Source organism: Agrobacterium sp. 5Ca50, assembly GCF_055381905.1.
In genome coordinates this window covers 3,573,566-3,590,193 of the sequence record NZ_AP026438.1, presented here as the reverse complement: position 1 = coordinate 3,590,193, position 16,628 = coordinate 3,573,566, and the positions used below count along the sequence as shown (strand labels likewise).

At 55.2% G+C, this 16,628-nt stretch carries 14 protein-coding genes; 1 reads left to right on the top strand and 13 read right to left on the bottom strand.

Going from position 1 to position 16,628, the window contains the following annotated elements; genetic code table 11:
• Nucleotides 1–14 precede the first annotated feature (14 nt).
• Nucleotides 15–1,418 carry a tRNA (N6-isopentenyl adenosine(37)-C2)-methylthiotransferase MiaB gene (gene miaB / locus ACZ5FM_RS17210; RefSeq protein WP_464039320.1) on the bottom strand — a complete coding sequence of 468 codons (1,404 nt, stop codon included), beginning with the start codon at nt 1,416–1,418 and terminating at the stop codon, nt 15–17.
• 222 nt (nt 1,419–1,640) lie between these two features.
• Between miaB and ACZ5FM_RS17205 the strand changes: the two genes are divergently transcribed.
• On the top strand, nt 1,641–2,765 hold the full coding sequence (locus ACZ5FM_RS17205; RefSeq protein WP_464039318.1) for a helix-turn-helix transcriptional regulator: 1,125 nt from the start codon (nt 1,641–1,643) through the stop codon (nt 2,763–2,765).
• A 3-nt stretch (nt 2,766–2,768) separates the two neighbouring features.
• Here the strand turns inward: ACZ5FM_RS17205 and olsA are convergent, their stop codons facing one another.
• The 12 genes from olsA to olsB form a co-directional block, all read right to left on the bottom strand.
• Nucleotides 2,769–3,560: a lyso-ornithine lipid O-acyltransferase gene (olsA, locus tag ACZ5FM_RS17200; RefSeq protein ID WP_464040494.1), complete on the bottom strand. Its 792-nt coding sequence runs from the start codon at nt 3,558–3,560 to the stop codon at nt 2,769–2,771.
• A 23-nt stretch (nt 3,561–3,583) separates the two neighbouring features.
• Nucleotides 3,584–4,012 (bottom strand): Fur family transcriptional regulator, encoded by a 429-nt coding sequence (locus tag ACZ5FM_RS17195; protein WP_250983312.1) that lies wholly within the window; start codon nt 4,010–4,012, stop codon nt 3,584–3,586.
• Nucleotides 4,013–4,084: 72 nt separating this feature from the next.
• Nucleotides 4,085–4,579, bottom strand: coding sequence for a ribosomal protein S18-alanine N-acetyltransferase (gene rimI / locus ACZ5FM_RS17190; RefSeq protein WP_192486653.1), 495 nt, complete (start codon nt 4,577–4,579; stop codon nt 4,085–4,087).
• A 40-nt stretch (nt 4,580–4,619) separates the two neighbouring features.
• Complete coding sequence (gene tsaB / locus ACZ5FM_RS17185; protein ID WP_464039317.1) at nt 4,620–5,288, bottom strand: tRNA (adenosine(37)-N6)-threonylcarbamoyltransferase complex dimerization subunit type 1 TsaB; 669 nt, start codon at nt 5,286–5,288, stop codon at nt 4,620–4,622.
• A gap of 17 nt (nt 5,289–5,305) precedes the next feature.
• Nucleotides 5,306–5,869, bottom strand: a complete 564-nt coding sequence (locus ACZ5FM_RS17180; protein ID WP_192486651.1) for a NifU family protein — start codon at nt 5,867–5,869, stop codon at nt 5,306–5,308.
• A 225-nt stretch (nt 5,870–6,094) separates the two neighbouring features.
• Nucleotides 6,095–6,586: a universal stress protein gene (locus tag ACZ5FM_RS17175; protein WP_192486650.1), complete on the bottom strand. Its 492-nt coding sequence runs from the start codon at nt 6,584–6,586 to the stop codon at nt 6,095–6,097.
• A gap of 123 nt (nt 6,587–6,709) precedes the next feature.
• A complete protein-coding gene (gene trpS / locus ACZ5FM_RS17170; protein ID WP_259147938.1) occupies nt 6,710–7,774 on the bottom strand; it encodes a tryptophan--tRNA ligase in 1,065 nt (354 codons plus the stop codon).
• Nucleotides 7,775–7,854: 80 nt separating this feature from the next.
• Nucleotides 7,855–8,274 carry a VOC family protein gene (locus ACZ5FM_RS17165; protein ID WP_464039316.1) on the bottom strand — a complete coding sequence of 140 codons (420 nt, stop codon included), beginning with the start codon at nt 8,272–8,274 and terminating at the stop codon, nt 7,855–7,857.
• Nucleotides 8,271–9,863, bottom strand: a complete 1,593-nt coding sequence (gene murJ, locus ACZ5FM_RS17160) for a murein biosynthesis integral membrane protein MurJ (protein WP_464039314.1) — start codon at nt 9,861–9,863, stop codon at nt 8,271–8,273. The genes ACZ5FM_RS17165 and murJ overlap by 4 nt, the downstream gene beginning before the upstream one ends.
• Nucleotides 9,860–12,682 carry a [protein-PII] uridylyltransferase gene (locus ACZ5FM_RS17155; protein ID WP_464039313.1) on the bottom strand — a complete coding sequence of 941 codons (2,823 nt, stop codon included), beginning with the start codon at nt 12,680–12,682 and terminating at the stop codon, nt 9,860–9,862. The genes murJ and ACZ5FM_RS17155 overlap by 4 nt, the downstream gene beginning before the upstream one ends.
• A gap of 97 nt (nt 12,683–12,779) precedes the next feature.
• Nucleotides 12,780–15,431, bottom strand: coding sequence for a DNA mismatch repair protein MutS (mutS, locus tag ACZ5FM_RS17150; protein ID WP_464040493.1), 2,652 nt, complete (start codon nt 15,429–15,431; stop codon nt 12,780–12,782).
• A 214-nt stretch (nt 15,432–15,645) separates the two neighbouring features.
• On the bottom strand, nt 15,646–16,527 hold the full coding sequence (gene olsB, locus ACZ5FM_RS17145) for a l-ornithine N(alpha)-acyltransferase (RefSeq protein WP_464039312.1): 882 nt from the start codon (nt 16,525–16,527) through the stop codon (nt 15,646–15,648).
• Nucleotides 16,528–16,628 lie beyond the last annotated feature (101 nt).

Below are 16,628 nucleotides of genomic sequence, written 5' to 3'. Positions count from 1 at the left end.
GCTCCGGCTCCATCTTAACGCTCTGCCACCTCGGCAAACAAGCTGTTTGGACCCGTCGCGGTGATTCGTACATTTACAATGTCACCGATTTGCGATGTTTTTGCATCAAGATTCACAGACTGAAGCCACGGAGAACGGCCAATAAGCTGTCCCGGCATGCGTCCCGGCTTCTCCAGCAGGATATCCATGGTCTTGCCAACGAGCGATGTGGCAAATTCATTCTGCTGTTTCAGAAGCAAATTCTGAAGTCTTTCAAGGCGTTCCGACTTTACGTCTTCCGCAACCTGATCCGTCAGATCCGCTCCCGGCGTTCCCGGACGTGTGGAATATTTGAACGAAAAAGCCTGTGCATATCTAACTGTTTCGACAATCTTCAACGTGTCTTCGAAGTCCGCATCCGTCTCGCCGGGGAAACCAACGATAAAATCACCGGACATGGCGATGTCGGGACGTGCGCCACGAATGCGCTCGATCAGCCGAATATACTCCGCGCCGGTGTGGCGACGGTTCATGGCTTTGAGAATACGGTCCGAGCCGGACTGCACCGGCAAGTGAAGGTAAGGCATGAGGATGCGCAGATTGCTGTGCGCATCGATAAGACAGTCATCCATGTCGCGCGGATGGCTGGTCGTGTAACGAAGACGCGCCAAACCAGGGATTTCCGCCAGACGGTAAAGAAGCTGTGCCAGGCCCCACTCTTCACCCTTAGGGCCGGTTCCCTTCCACGCATTGACGTTCTGGCCAAGCAGCGTCAACTCGCGAACACCACCGTCAACCAGCTTCATTGCCTCGTCGACGATCTGCGAAACGGGACGTGATACTTCAGAACCACGGGTATAAGGCACCACGCAGAAAGTACAGAACTTGTCGCAACCTTCCTGAACGGTAAGGAACGCAGTGACACCACGCGTGCGGATCTTCGCCTTATCGGCGACAGGCAGATGTTCAAATTTGTCTTCAACCGCGTAATCGGTCTCGATCACACGCTCGCCATCGCGCACCCGTTTCAGAGCGGCCGGCAGGCGATGATAGGTCTGCGGGCCAATCACCACGTCAACGGCCGGCGCACGGCGCAGAATTTCTTCGCCTTCAGCCTGTGCAACACAGCCGGCGACGCCAATCATGAATTCGCGGCCCTCTTCCTGACGCGACTTCTTCATGTCACGCAGGCGACCAAGCGCGGAATAGACCTTTTCAGCGGCCTTCTCGCGGATATGACAGGTATTGAGCAAAACGAGATCAGCCTCAGCCATGTCCTCTGTGGGCACATAACCGTCCTTCGCAAGAGCATCGCTCATGCGAACGGAATCGTAAGCATTCATCTGACAGCCGTAAGTCTTGATGAAAACCTTGCGGCTGTTGCTACCGTCACGGAGCGATTGATCTGTTTCGGCGATTGCTGTCGTTTGCTGTGTCATGGCGGTTACCTAGTCATTTTCAGGACCATATTAAACAGAAAAATATGCTGCAGGCTATTTTCGTCTTAAAGCGCCTGCTAAGAGCAGCCGCGTCGACAGATTAAAGCCAATTGATAACTGCTAAATTTTTGCGATTTTCCGTCTGTAATTCTTGTGATTTTTACTGCTTATATAAGCTTGAACGCTATGTTGAAGTATTGATCTCAAACACTACAGTTTTACATGAGTGAAATTCACCACGATATTGTCAGTCAAATCTATGCGGCAGGGCTTCTTCCAGAACTTTGGCCTTCTGTTATCGACAGCCTGTCAGACAAGGTCAAAGGACGTGGCGGTTCGCTGTTTATCCTGACCGACGGACAATTGACCTGGGATGCACCCCAGGCGACTAAAACCATCATGGAAGAGTATATTGCCGGCGGGTGGGCGGACCGGAACGTGCGTCTTCAGCGTCTTCTCGAAAAAAGCTACCCTGCATTTGTCGTGGACAAAGACTTTTTCGAAGAAGACGAGATACAGAGCCTGGCGATTTTTCGTGACTTTCTGTCGCCAAGAGATATCGCATTTACTGCCGCGACGGTCATAAAAGGCTCTGGCGACGACATCGCGGTGTTTTCGGTCGATCGGCGGTTTGCAGAAGGTCGTTTCGCAGGTCCAGAGCTTGATTTCCTCAACACTATTCGCCCCCACCTCGGGCGAGCCGTGGCTCTCGCTGGCCGATTGAGGATGAAACAAACGATGACAGCAATGGCGACGCTGCAATTGCTTGGCATTCCGGCCGCAGTTCTGTCCCGGAATTCAAAGGTCATCGCCACCAATGCCTCGTTTGATAGGCTGGCAGGCCAGATGTTCCTTCCGGCAGCCTTCGGCCGTTTGGCCCTTTATGACAAACGCGCGGATGGCCTTTTACGGCAGGCGCTTGAAGGCACCATTGTGCAGCAGCGGTCGGTTCGTTCGATTGCCGTTCGCTCCGAAAACAGACTACCAACAGGCATCCTGCACGTCATTCCGGCCTGCATGCAGGCGCAGGATATTATCGGGGCTGGCGGAACATTGCTTATTCTGGCTCGTCCCATCGGGGATATCACCCTAAATGCGGAGTGGCTGAAAGGTCTATATGATCTGTCACCCACTGAAGCACGGATTGCAGCCCAGCTTTCCGAAGGAAAGAGCTTGGAGAAAATCGCTTCGCAGACAGGGACCGCCAAGGAGACAGTGCGTACACACGTTAAACATCTGCTGCAAAAGACCGGATTTGCGCGCCAGATCGATTTCGTGCGTGCTGCCGGCAGCCTTGCCGCCATTCAACCGCAACTGTCGGACAACGCAGTGCTTTCTGAAGTGTAGCGACTACCGCCAATATCCACGAAGACTTTGCTGCAACATGCGGCGGATCGCTGCTGTAACACTGACCGCCAAATGTTTGCGGTTGTCACCACGCTTGAAAGCAACGCTATCGCCAAACGTGACATCAACTTCGAGCGCGCCTGATCTCAAGACGCCCATCAGATGCGGCAAAAGGGTTAGAGATCCCGGCCATGCGACGAGCGGACGGTGGTAACGTCCCATCGCCATTCCATGGACACCGGTATAGGCTATTGCCACCGGTTGCACATAGACAATGCCACCCGGCACCTGCTCCACGGCGGTGGATGCGGCGCCAAACAGCGATGACTTTACCTCAAGAAGTCGGTTGCCGTCCGATGTCGTTCCCTCGGGAAACAGCACAACAACCTCGCCGCGCGCCATCCTTTCTGCGATCTCGTTCACCTGCGTGCCCGTGCTGCGTTTCTGCTCGCGGGTGACAAAAATGCTTTTCTGTAGACGTGCCAACACGCCGAAAACCGGCCAGTCGCGTACCTCAGTCTTGGCGATAAAAACTACATCGGTAATGCTGCCAAGGATCATGATGTCCTTCCAGGAAGCATGATTAACCGCCAGCATCAACGGGCGGTTTTTATCCGGTGTTCCATGGACGGCGATTTTCAGGCCAAGGGTGTGGCAGGCAACACGATGCCAGAAACGCGGCAGCCAACGGCGAATTTTCAAATCGAATGCCAGACCCAAAAGCTGAAATGGCAGCATAATCAGGGTCAACAACGTCAGAACGAAAACGAGATAGATTATCCGCAGCCACAGCATCATAACGTGACTACTCGCACCGCTCAGTGATCTTCAGGTTTTAGCGGAACACCATAAAGCTCAAGGCGGTGGTCCACTAATTTGAACCCGTGCTCGCGGGCGATCTTTTCCTGCAGAGCCTCGATTTCCGCGGAGCGGAATTCAATCACCACGCCGTTCTTGAGATCGATCAGATGATCGTGATGTTCTTCTGGCACGGTTTCGTAACGGGAGCGACCATCACGAAAATCATGACGTTCGATGATACCGGCATCTTCGAAAAGCTTTACAGTACGATAAACGGTCGAGATGGAAATGCGTGGATCAACCTCAGACGATCGTCGATACAGCTCTTCCACATCAGGATGATCTTCCGATTCTTGTAAAACGCGGGCAATGACCCGACGCTGATCGGTCATGCGCATGCCACGTTCGGCGCATAGCTCTTCAAGCGTTTTGTTCAGATCTGTCACGTTGTAAGGCCTTCATATCAACGCCCCGCCCTCACGAAGAAGGCCGGATATAGAAAATGGTCATAAACGCAACTAGCGAAGATCGCGCCGCATGACAAGCGCCGTCGACTGTGTACCGTCCGGGGCTGTATAATAGGCCTTACGTTCCGCGACCTGCTGAAAGCCCAGCTTGCGGTAAAGCCCAAGACCTGCGGCATTGCTGGTATCAACTTCGAGGAACATGGAATCGGCGCCACGGCCTGCGGCCTCACGCACCGCCGCCTGCATCAGACGCCAGCCAAGACCCGCACGGCCCAATTTTTCCTGCACGGCAATGGTCAGAATTTCTGCTTCGCCACCTGCCTCACGGGCCAGCACAAAACCGGACAGTGGCTTGCTGAAAAACGCGTTGGTCTGGCGTGCTACGAAACCATAGCAATTGGATTGCACGAGAAGATTGCCAAACTCGTCTTCACTCCATGGCCGCGAGAACCGCAGCTTGTGCAACTCGGCTATGGCATGGCTATCGTCTTGTACCAAAGGTACAATTTCGAACTGTGGCTTTAGTGTCAAATACTGATCGATCATCGCAGGGAATCACCGCATAAATACATATCATGCCCGATTATCAGGCATGGGCACGTCGTTCCAGCGCAAATCCCGTTTGCGGTCTGGCATCGGGGCCACGCAAGTAGAGCGGAGCCGGGCGAGGTCCGCCTTGCGGCTTGGCAGCACCAAGGCGTGCGACGGCTGTAATTTCGAACCGGTCAGGCTCAACGGCATTCGATTCGCCGTTCAGAAGAATTGCAGCCGACCCGAAAACCTCACCACCCAGGCGTGAGAACAGGGAAATCGCGTCATCCAATGGCAGCAGTTCCGCATTCGTGACAGACGAGCCATCGGCCGCAAAGGACTGGATATAAACCTCGCCACGACGCGCATCCAGAGCAATGGTGACAGGTTTCTGTCCGTGCTGATCCTGCCAATCCTTGGCCATCACCTCAAGCGTGGTTAGGCCGACAGCCTCAATGCCAAGGGACAAGGCAAAACCACGCGCGGCTGAAACACCGACACGAATGCCCGTGAAGGAACCAGGACCAATAGTGACAGCAATCCGCTGCACGGCTTTCAGGTCAAGATTGGCTGCTTCGAGTGCCTTATCGACGATTCCCATCAACCGCTCGGCGTGGCCTTTGCCGATGGTTTCGCACACTCTGCCAAGAACGGCATCGCTGGCGCTGTCATAAACACAGGCGGCGCAGTCGCCTCCCGATGTATCAAGCGCCAGAACGATCATGCCATTTTGCCTTTGTATTAAACGGATTCGACAGCCTGCACTTCAGGAACGAAGTGCTTGAGCAAGTTCTGAACGCCGTGTTTCAATGTTGCGGTAGAAGATGGGCAGCCCGAGCATGCGCCCTTCATGTTGAGGAACACGGTGCCATCCCGGAAACCACGAAAGGTGATGTCGCCACCATCCTGCGCCACAGCAGGACGAACGCGGCTGTCCAGCAGTTCCTTGATGGTAGCAACGATGGTTTCATCGCCTTCATCGAAAAACTCGTCTTCTTCGTCAGAAAACTCGGCGGTGCGTGCTTCGCCCAGAATCGGACGACCCGACATGAAATGTTCCATGATCGAGCCCAGGATCGCAGGCTTCAGATGGTGCCATTCAGCACCTTCCTTGGTCACGGTGATGAAATCGAAACCGAAATACACACCGGTTACACTTGGAATTTCAAACAGTGTCTGCGCGAGCGGAGACGCCTGCGCCTGCTCTGCGTTCAGGAATTCTGCCGTGCCGGTTTCCAGCACAACGCGTCCGGGAAGAAACTTCAGCGTAGCCGGATTTGGAGTGGCTTCGGTCTGAATGAACATCACATGTCTCCTTCGGAGCGATCGGCGCCCCTGAATTTAGAATAGTTCAAAAATACGCCGGACAGGCTCATTCTTCAAGCCCGGACATGAGAATTACATTCAACAAATGAGCTTTCGGCAAAGAAAGTCAATTTGTGCGTTTAAAGCATGTTGAACCGCACATCACCAATAGATGGTGCTTGCGCTGTTTATTTTATCGCACGCGCCTTGCCGCTTGGCGGACGCTCAGCAAAGTGCGTCAATTTCCTCGTCGCTCAGCGTATCTGGCAATACGGTAACAGGAATGGGGAATGCAGCCCCCCTGCCCGCTATGGACGAGACCAGCGGACCTGGGCCTTCCTTGGTTGAACCGGCAGCGAGGACCAGAATGGCAATATCCCGGTCTTCTTCAATCAAACCATGGATCTGTTCGGCGGCGGCACCTTCACGAATGACCACTTCCGGCTCTATACCGACGGTCTCACGTACTTTCTGCGCCGTTTTGGCCATCGAGGCTTCTGCCTCTTCCTGTGCCTCTGCCCGCATGATCTGCTCGACACCCAGCCACTGCTGGAAATCGCCATCCGGAATTACATAAAGCAAAACAAGGCCGCCATTGGAGTTCTTGGCACGGCGACCCGCATAATGAACGGCCCTTTCGCATTCGGGCGTCCCGTCGATGACCGCCAGAAATTTACGGCGATGACCTTCAAGTCGAGACAGCCGTTTTGAAACCATAGAGCGTGCTCCCTGTTTCTGAAATTCCAGACGATGAAACTCGCCTTTGATACGATTGAGGCGGAGCTTATAGAAATTTGCCAAGCTGACAAGCCGCCCGCACAGACTGCGGGCGGCAAGTTATCACCTGAGAAAGCCAACGATATCGCGGACTTCATTCATGGTTTTTTCCGCAATCACGCCAGCCCGTTCAGAGCCATCTCTCAGAATGGCGTCGATGTGGTTGGTGTCGTCAAGCAGACGGCGCATTTCAAGATTGATCGGCGCCAGAACATTCACAGCCAGATCAATCAGTGCAGGCTTGAAGGCCGAGAACTGCTGTCCTCCAAACTCCTGCAACACCTCTGCCTTGGATTTATCAGCCAGAGCCGCAAAAATACCGACCAGATTTTCTGCCTCCGGGCGGCCTTTCAACCCCTCGGTTTCGCTCGGCAAGGCATCCGGATCTGTCTTTGCCTTGCGAATTTTCTTCGAAATGGCATCCACATCATCCATCAGGTTGATGCGCGACAGGTCCGACGGGTCGGACTTGGACATCTTCTTTGAACCGTCCTTGAGCGACATGACACGCGGCGCAGGACCACCGATCAGGGGTTCAACCATTGGGAAATAAGCGTGCACCGGCTCTTCGCCAACCACGATATCCAGCCCAAGGCCGGCACTTTTGATCTGGCCACCAAAGTCGATATTGAACTTCTGGGCAATGTCACGCGCCAGTTCCAGATGCTGTTTCTGGTCATCGCCAACAGGTACATGGGTTGCGCGATAAACGAGAATGTCAGCCGCCATGAGGCTTGGATATGCCAGAAGGCCAAGCGACACCTGCTCGGCATTCTTGCCGGACTTGTCCTTGAACTGCGTCATGCGCTCCATCCAGCCGATGCGCGCCACGCAGTTGAACACCCAAGCCAGTTCGGCGTGCTGTGGCACGGCCGATTGGTTAAACACGATGTGTTTTACCGGATCGATACCGGCTGCGATGAATGCGGCAGCGATAGACCGTGTCTGCGCCCGCAGATCTTCATGCACCAGCTGTGCCGTGATGGCATGCAGGTCAACAACGCAGTAGATGCAGTCACTGTCTTCCTGCAGCGCCACGAACTTGCGAATTGCGCCGAGATAGTTGCCAAGATGCAGATTACCGGTTGGCTGAACGCCCGAAAAAACCAGTTTCTTGAATTCGCTCATGAGTGTCCTCGAAGGCTTGTGGAGGGCCTTGCTCCTTGGTTAGATTTCGCGGGCGCTTATGCACCCGCAACACCGCGCAATCAAGTGGGTGAATGACTGGGTTCCAAAAGATCCCAGCGATTGCCGTAAAGGTCTTCGAACACGGCAACTGAACCATAGATCTCATGACGCGGCTGTTCCAGGAAATGCACACCCTTGGCCAGCATGGCGGCATGGTCACGTGCGAAGTCATCCGTGTTCAAAAAGAAACCGACACGACCGCCGGTCTGATTGCCAATGGCCAGCATTTGTTCATTACCGTCCGCCTCGGCCAGCAACAGACCACAACCATCCGCCCCTTTCGGCTTCACCACCAGCCAGCGTTTGCCATCCGGCAGCGGTTCATCAGCAAGGCACTCGAAACCGAGTGTCTCGCAGTAAAATGTTTTGGCCCGATCATAGGTGTCAACAACTAACGTAACCAACGCAATGCGGCGGTTTTGCGCAAAATCGGCACTCATGCTGTTTCATCCTTGGCGGGAGTATTTTTTGCACCGCCCCGTTTGAGATTGCGTCTGACCATGGAAAGCTGCGCTCCACCGGTGGCAAAAGCCAACGCAAAATAAACCACCATGGCAACGACAATCAAACCGGCAATGGTGCCAGCCCGCACAGCGAAATGCCCATTGGACAACCAGGGATGCAGCCAGCCCATGGCAAACCAGATTAATGTCGCCATAACCGCTGACGCAAAGAGCAGGCGCGGGATACGGGTCAGAAGCGGCGTATCAATCTGCCAATGGCCACGCTTTACCAGCATTGCAAACAACATGGCGGCATTGACCCAACCAGCCACGATTTCCGCAGTGGCAATGCCAGCGCCATCAAAACGCGGAAACAGATAAAGTGCCAGCGACACGTTTACTACAACGGAAATGCCAGCAAACATCATTGGCGTTCTGGTGTCTTCCCGCGCAAAAAATCCGGGAATGAAGGCTTTGATCAGAACGAATGCCGGAAGGCCAAGTCCGTAGATACCGAGAATTTCAGCGACCTTGACCGTCGCATCGGCTGAGAAGTTACCACGCTGGTACAGCAACTGAACAATCGGCTCTGCCATAACAAGCAGGGCTGCTGCGGCAGGCAGTGTCAAAAACAGGACAAACTCGACGGATCGGTTCTGCAACGTCGCCGCTTCAACATGCTGGCCGCCACGCAGGGCGCGTGACAGTTCCGGCAGCAATACGGTGGCAACGGCAATGCCGACGACGCCAAGCGGCAGTTGATAAACGCGATCGGCATAGGCAAGCGAAGCAATAGTCCCCTCGCCGCCAGACGCGATCGCCGTATTAATCAGCAGGTTGATCTGCGTGATGCCGCCAGTAATTGCCGCAGGCAATGCCAATATCAATAGCCGGCTAACGTTTTTTGTCAAACGCGGACGCCGGAAGCCGATGCGCATGCCGGCATTGCGAACCGCTACCCAGACGATGGCAAGCTGCACGACACCGGCAACCATCACACCCCAGGACAGGCCAAAACCCACTTCCAGCGGATCATGACCACCATACCATGCCCAACCGAGGACACCGATCAGGATAATATTGAGGAAAACCGGTGCTATGGCGGCTGCGAAATAACGGTGCAGTGAGTTCAGCATGCCCCCCATCATCGCGGCCAGCGACATGCAGGCCAGATAGGGGAACATGATGGTGGCAAGCTGCACGGTGTTATCGAACTTGACGGGATCCTCAACAAAGCCCGGTGCAATGATGGTGCGCACCAGAAGCGGCATGGCCAGCTCCATGGCGATTGTCAGCGCCATCAGCACAGTAAACAGAACGCCGAAAACTTCTTCGGAAAACCGTCGTGCACCCTCCATGCCGCTTGCTTCGATTTCCTTGGCAAACAGCGGCACGAAGGCCGAATTAAACGCACCTTCGGCAAACAGGCGTCGGAACGTGTTGGGAAACCGGAATGCGGCGTTGAACGCATCCGCCACCGGTCCCGTACCAAGTGCCGCAGCCATCAGCATTTCACGCATGAAACCAAACACTCGGCTGCCTAGCGTGCCGGCGCCAACCGTTGCAAATTTTTTGAGAAGGCTCATGCCTGTGCTTTCATGCGATTGTTTGCGGCTTCCGCTGAGGAAACAGTGGCCGCCTCACCGGTTGCGGCCTGCAAATCCTCGGGGTCGGCCATGATGTTTTTCAAACGCGCCACAATTGTGGACTGACGGTTGTCATTCATCACCTTCTGGCCGGTAAGATCGGTGACATAGAAAGTATCGATGACCTTTTCACCGAAAGTCGTGATGCGTGCCGAGGCGATATCGAGCGACAGATCGGCTATGGTCGCGGTGATGTCGGCCAGCAGACCCGTACGGTCAAGGCACTCAACTTCAACAACCGTGAACTTGTTCGACAGACCGTTGGAAATGATGACCGACGGCGGAATGTTGAAGGTCCGGTTCTTTTTCTTCGACTTGGTGCGGGTCGCAATCACTTCCGGCAAACGTTTGGTGCCCGACAGCACTTCTTCGATCAGCTTGCAGATATTGGCGCCACGGCGCATCTCGTCTTCATCGATCGGGAATTCACGATTGATGAGAATGGTGTCGAGCGCGCGACCGTCAGAGGTCGTGAAAATCTGCGCATCAGCAATGTTGGCACCAGCAGCGGCGCAGGCACCGGCAATCACCGATAGAAGACGCGGATGGTCAGGCGCCAAAATGGTGATTTCGGTAATGGCGTGGAAGGAGTGGGTGCGCACCATGGTGGCAAGCGCTTTTTCTTCCTTGTCAGCCGCCCTCAAGAACTTTGTGTGGCGTATCTGGTCATCCAGATCGACCGACAGAAGATAGGGTTCATAATGCAGACCGGTATATTTGCGACGTGCCTTCTGGCCCCAGTCGGTAAGCGCGTCATAGAGTTTTTCGCGAGCAACCTTTGCGCGTTCTTTACGGGAAACTTCAGAAAAACCGCCAGATAGCAGCAGTTCTGTTTCGTAATAGAGTGTGCGCAGAAGCTGGCCTTTCCAGCCGTTCCAGACATCAGGACCTACGGCACGAATATCGCAGACCGTCAGGATCAGCAGCATTTTCAGCCGTTCCATCGACTGTACCTTGTCGGCAAAATCGGCAATGGTCTTGCGGTCATGCAGGTCGCGTGTCTGCGCGACCATCGACATCAGCAGGTGCTGCTCGATAAGCCAGGTCACAGTTTCCGTCTGCTTCACGTTCAAACGGAAACGTTGGCAGAATTTACGGGCGACACGTGCACCAGCAATCGAGTGATCTTCCTGCCGGCCCTTGGCAACGTCATGCAGCATCACAGCAACGTAAAGCGCTTCGCGGTCTTCGATCATCGGCATCAACTGGTTGACCAGCGGATGCGTATCGATGGCCTGGCCCTTTTCGATTTCTGAGAGAACCGCAACAGAGCGGATAAGATGCTCATCAACAGTGTAGTGGTGATACATGTTGAACTGCATCATCGCGACGATCTTGCCAAATTCCGGAATGAATTTGCCGAGAACACCCGCCTCGTTCATGCGTCGCAGCATCAAAGCGGGGTCGCGCCGCGATGTCAGGATCGACAGGAAAAGACGGTTGGCCTCGTCATTTTCCCGCACCTTGTTATCGATCAGCGACAATGAGCGAGTGAGAACACGCAGTGCATCCGGATGCAGTTCCAGATCATTGATGTCGGCAATGTGGAACAGACGAATGATGTTGACGGGATCGCGCTTGAAGACATCGGGATCGGCCAGTGCAATACGACCGCGGTCTTCTACAAATTCCACGCTGCCAGCAATCTTACGCACGCGGTTGGTAAACCGGTTCAGAACACCGGTGAGGCCGGGAACAGCCTTGGCCTGCCGGTCTTCCAGCGCCGCGCAGACGATGCGCGTCAGATCGCCCACGTCCTTTGCGACAAGAAAATAGTGCTTCATGAAACGTTCAACGGCGGACAGGCCGGGACGCGGCTGATAGCCAAGCGCGGCGGCAATTTCCCGCTGTATATCAAAAGACAGCCGCTCTTCTGCTTTATTGGTGAGAAAGTGCATCTGGCAGCGAACGGCCCAGAGAAAATCATCTGCTTTTTCGAACAGCTTCAATTCGCGGCGTGAGAGCACGCCGAGTTTTACGAGTTCAGCGGCGTCGCGTACGTGGTAATAATATTTGGCGATCCAGAACAGCGTGTGCAGGTCGCGCAGACCGCCCTTGCCTTCCTTGACGTTTGGCTCGACAAGATAACGCGTGTCACCTGCCTTGCGGTGGCGCTGGTCGCGCTCAGCCAGCTTGGCGGCAATAAATTCCGGCCCGGTACCGGTGATCACTTCGGCGTCAAAGCGTTTTTGCAGATCGTCGGACAATGCCATCTTGCCGCAGATGTAGCGCATTTCCAGAATGGCGGTGCGGATGGTCATGTCGGATTTTGAAAGGCGGATACATTCCTCAACCGTGCGGGTGGCATGGCCAACCTTGAAGCCCAGATCCCAGAGAATGTAGAGAACAAACTCGACTGCCTTTTGCATATCCTGCGAATTTTTGGGTGGCAGAAGAAACAGAAGGTCGATGTCGGAGCCAGGCGCCAGCGTATCACGGCCATAACCGCCGACGGCGGTCACGGTAATTTCAGCAGCATCGCGTGGATAAACGTAACTGACCGCCAGATGGTACAACACCTCGATCAGACGGTCCTGCAACCAGGATATACGGCGTGCACAATCCAGTCCCCCACCGTCCGCATCCAGAATCTGGCGTGCCGTTTTCCGTCCATCGTTGCTTGCCTTGCGGAAGATTGGCAATAGTTGCGAACGTGCATCCAGAAGCGGTTTGCCGCTTCCGGCAAACACTGCGTCGCATTCCTTCTGAAAAGCCTCGACGTCGAGGATTTCGGAGTAATCGATTTCCTTGTGGGCCATAAAGCCTGCATCCATTCTGCTTAAGGGTCGCCATAGCCTGCCGTAATGGCAAAGGCCTATAGCGATTTTGGGGCGTCATGGACAGGCAATTTAGCGCTCAAGCATTGCCAAGTTGTTTCTTGAGCGCATAAAGCGCGTCCAGAGCCTCACGAGGCGTCATCTCATCGGGATTGAGGGCCTTGACCGCTTCCTCTACCTTGGAAGCGCTGGTTTTACGGGTGTCCTCACGACGCACGGCCATCTGGAACAGTGGCAGGTCATCGATCAACTGGCTTGCCGGATTCTTGCGATCGGCATCTTCAAGTCGTGTCAACACATCGCGCGCACGATCCACCACCGAGGCTGGCAAGCCAGCCAGTCGCGCCACCTGAATACCGTAGGAGCGGTCTGCCGCACCGGGGCCGACTTCGTGCAGGAAAATAACCTCGCCGTCCCATTCCTTGACGCGCATGGTAGCGTTGGACAGTCGGCCAAGTTTTTCCGACAACACGGTCAGTTCATGGAAATGCGTGGCAAACAGACCGCGGCAGGCATTGATTTCATGCAGATGCTCAACGGCTGCCCATGCGATGGAAAGACCATCAAATGTCGCTGTGCCACGACCGATTTCATCAAGAATAACCAAGGAGCGTTCGGTCGCCTGATTGAGAATCGCAGCGGTCTCCACCATCTCAACCATGAAGGTCGAACGGCCGCGAGCCAGATCATCGGATGCGCCAACCCGCGAAAACAGACGGTCGACGATACCGATATGAGCAGTCTCGGCCGGTACGAAAGACCCTGCCTGTGCCATGATGGCTATCAAAGCGTTCTGGCGCAGGAAGGTCGATTTACCGCCCATGTTCGGGCCTGTCAGCAACCAGATTGCACCATTCTTGTCGCCGTTCTGCGCAGAAAGATCACAATTATTGGCGATGAACGGACCGACAGACTGGCGTCGCAGCGCCTGTTCGACCACCGGGTGGCGTCCGCCCTTGATTGCAAATGTCATCGAGCCATCAACGACCGGACGGCAGTAGGCCTGCTCAACCGCCAGATAGGCCAGACCAGCCGCGACATCGATAACCGCCAGCGCCAGCGCGCCAGCCTTGATGGCTTCAGCTTCTGAAACCACCGCCAATGTCATCTGCTCGAATGCCTCAAGCTCCATGGTCAAGGCCTGGGCTGCTGCATTGGCAATGCGGCTTTCCAGATCCGCCAGTTCTGTGGTGGTAAAGCGCATGGCACCGGCCATGGTTTGACGATGGATAAACCGGGCCTTTGCCTCATCGGTCGCCATCATGACGTCGGCATTACCGGCCGTCACCTCAATGAAATAACCAAGCACATTGTTGTGTTTGATCTTCAACGATTTGATGCCGGTTTCCTCGGCATATTTCAGCTGCAAACCAGCCACCACCCGCCGTGACTGGTCACGCAGTGCTCGGACTTCGTCCAGTTCCGGGTTGGCACCGTCGCGCAGAAAACCACCGTCTCTTTTCAACAGCGGCATTTCGTCGGCTAGCATGGAGCCGAGCATGGCCTCCAAGCCGTTTGGCAGAGATTTGAGGGCCGAGAGCGCGCCAGCCAGTTCTTCCGGCAACAGACCTTCCTCAAGTAGCGAGGCAATGCTGGATGCGATCGAAAGGCCTTGGCGGATGGCGCCGAGATCACGTGGGCCGCCGCGTTCCAGTGCCAGACGCGACAAGGCGCGCGGCATATCCGGCACATGTTTCAGGGCTTCACGCAGCCGCTCTGCCATTGCGTTATCATCGATCAGCCATGAGACCGAATCGAGCCGCGCGTTGATCTTGTCCGGGTCCGTCAGAGGGGACAGAAGGCGCTCGGCCAGAAGTCTGGCGCCTCCGCCGGTAACGGTGCGGTTGATAGCACTCAGCAATGCGCCTTCGCGGTCACCGGAAAGCGTTTTTGCGAGTTCCAGATTGGCGCGGGTGGCAGGATCGATAAATAGGGTTGATGCTGCACTTTCGCGCTCCGGCGCGCCCAAAGGTGGTCGCTCTGAAATCTGCGTTTTTTCGACATACGCAACGGCCGCAGCCGCTGCAGCCAGTTCCACACGCGAAAAACTGCCAAACCCATCCAACGTCGTGACGCCAAAATAACGGGCAATACGGCCTTCTGCCGTTGCGCTGTCGAACAAAACAGCAGGCTGCGGGACGGCAACACGGCCGAGCACATCAAATACCGGCTTCAGTTCGGCATCGTGAAACAACGTATCGGCAACGATCAGTTCGCGCGGGTCAATACGCCAGATATCGGCGAGAAGCCGTGTCAGGTTCGTCTCTGAAAGGCGGAAAACGCCCGTTGAAATATCGATCCAAGCCAGTGCGAACTGCACTTCGGCACCGCCACGAATGCGGGTCAGCGCCATCAGGTAGTTGGACTCGGTTGCAACGAGCAATTTTTCTTCGGTGAGTGTACCGGGTGTAACAAGACGCACCACGTCGCGTCGGACGACGGATTTCGAACCACGCTTTTTGGCTTCGGCCGGATCTTCAACCTGTTCACAAACGGCAACCCGGAAACCGCGGGTAATCAGTTTCTGAAGATAATCATCCGCTGCATGCACGGGCACGCCGCACATCGGAATATCCTGTCCCAGATGCTGGCCGCGTTTGGTCAGCGTAATGCCAAGCGCCCGCGATGCCGCCACGGCATCGTCAAAAAACAATTCGTAAAAATCGCCCATGCGATAGAACAGCAGTGAACCTGGATTGTTCGATTTTATCTCAATATACTGCTCCATCATCGGCGTTGCCGATGCACGGCTTTCTTCTGATATCAGCGAGGCGTGGGAATGAACGTCCGTCAATGGCTTAGTCGACAATCTGGTCTGTTGCGGGAAACGAACGGCCAAACTAGCGGTTTTGCCCCTTGCAACACAACATGGGCGGCACCGCTTCCCACAGGAAGCTGGTGCGACGAGCCTTTATTCGAGCGCGGTAAGCACCCATCAATACAGGTCAGCTGGCGAAACGGCCGGCATCTGCGCCATAATAATTGACGTAACGACCGGCGATTGCCGACACCGGAAGCACGACCAGCACATCCGTTGTGTTGAAGGCGTGGTCAACAACGGCACCGGAACCAAACATTGCACCAAGGCGCATGTAGCCCTTGACCAATGGCGGCATGGACGAAACAGCACGGCGGGCATGGACGGCTTCAACCGGCATGAGGTCCATGTCACGGTAAAGTTCAGGACGTGCACTGACTGCCCATTCGCCCTTTGCCGCGTTGTGGTGATGCAGGAATGACAGCGCAAGCGCATGGCTTTCCGGGCTGACACCCGGGAAGGATGCGCAACCGAACATGCCGTCCATTCTGTGGCGCAGGGCATAAGCCCAATTTCCTTGCCACAACAATTCAACTGTGCGCTTGGTGCGGTATTCCGGCAGCACGCACGACCGACCCAGTTCCATGAACTGCTTGTCGGGGTGGCGCTCCAGGAGATCACCGATCTGGAATTCCGAAGCGGAATAAAAACCACCATGCGCCAGAGCCGTTTCCTGCCGCAGCAAGCGGTATGTGCCGACGATCTGGTCTTCCGTATCGCCTTCGATGGCGCGGTCGAGCACCAGAAGATGATCACAGATAGCGTCGTAGGCATCGACGTCGCGTTTGCGCCGCATGGCGTCGGACGGAAGGCTTGCCTTCATCTCCTCGACAAACACCCGGTAACGGACGGATTGGGCCGCATCAACTTCGCGTTCATTGACCGCAAGGCGGGTTTCCAATGTACCGATACGGCCCAGAAGACCGCTGTCACGTTGCGGTTTGCCGATGACCTGAGCGACCGACGCGCCCTGTTCGGAAATATCGCGGTTCAGTATTTCTGTGACCATGGAGAATCGCTCCGCCACCGATTGAGTTCGGTTGTCATAAATCACTTATTGACGACAGAATAGTGACAACACAGCCCTGCGGCGAAAAGGAGCATCTGTCA

Excerpts from the sequence above, each read along its gene's own strand:
- olsB (WP_464039312.1), bottom strand. The coding sequence starts at position 16,527 with ATGGTCACAGAAATACTGAACCGCGATATTTCCGAACAGGGCGCGTCG.
- murJ (WP_464039314.1), bottom strand. The coding sequence starts at position 9,863 with ATGAGCCTTCTCAAAAAATTTGCAACGGTTGGCGCCGGCACGCTAGGC.
- tsaB (WP_464039317.1), bottom strand. The coding sequence starts at position 5,288 with ATGATCGTTCTGGCGCTTGATACATCGGGAGGCGACTGCGCCGCCTGT.
- ACZ5FM_RS17175 (WP_192486650.1), bottom strand. The coding sequence starts at position 6,586 with ATGGTTTCAAAACGGCTGTCTCGACTTGAAGGTCATCGCCGTAAATTT.
- miaB (WP_464039320.1), bottom strand. The coding sequence starts at position 1,418 with ATGACACAGCAAACGACAGCAATCGCCGAAACAGATCAATCGCTCCGT.
- ACZ5FM_RS17165 (WP_464039316.1), bottom strand. The coding sequence starts at position 8,274 with ATGAGTGCCGATTTTGCGCAAAACCGCCGCATTGCGTTGGTTACGTTA.
- rimI (WP_192486653.1), bottom strand. The coding sequence starts at position 4,579 with ATGATCGATCAGTATTTGACACTAAAGCCACAGTTCGAAATTGTACCT.
- ACZ5FM_RS17180 (WP_192486651.1), bottom strand. The coding sequence starts at position 5,869 with ATGTTCATTCAGACCGAAGCCACTCCAAATCCGGCTACGCTGAAGTTT.
- ACZ5FM_RS17205 (WP_464039318.1), top strand. The coding sequence starts at position 1,641 with ATGAGTGAAATTCACCACGATATTGTCAGTCAAATCTATGCGGCAGGG.
- olsA (WP_464040494.1), bottom strand. The coding sequence starts at position 3,560 with ATGCTGTGGCTGCGGATAATCTATCTCGTTTTCGTTCTGACGTTGTTG.
- mutS (WP_464040493.1), bottom strand. The coding sequence starts at position 15,431 with ATGATGGAGCAGTATATTGAGATAAAATCGAACAATCCAGGTTCACTG.
- trpS (WP_259147938.1), bottom strand. The coding sequence starts at position 7,774 with ATGAGCGAATTCAAGAAACTGGTTTTTTCGGGCGTTCAGCCAACCGGT.
- ACZ5FM_RS17155 (WP_464039313.1), bottom strand. The coding sequence starts at position 12,682 with ATGGCCCACAAGGAAATCGATTACTCCGAAATCCTCGACGTCGAGGCT.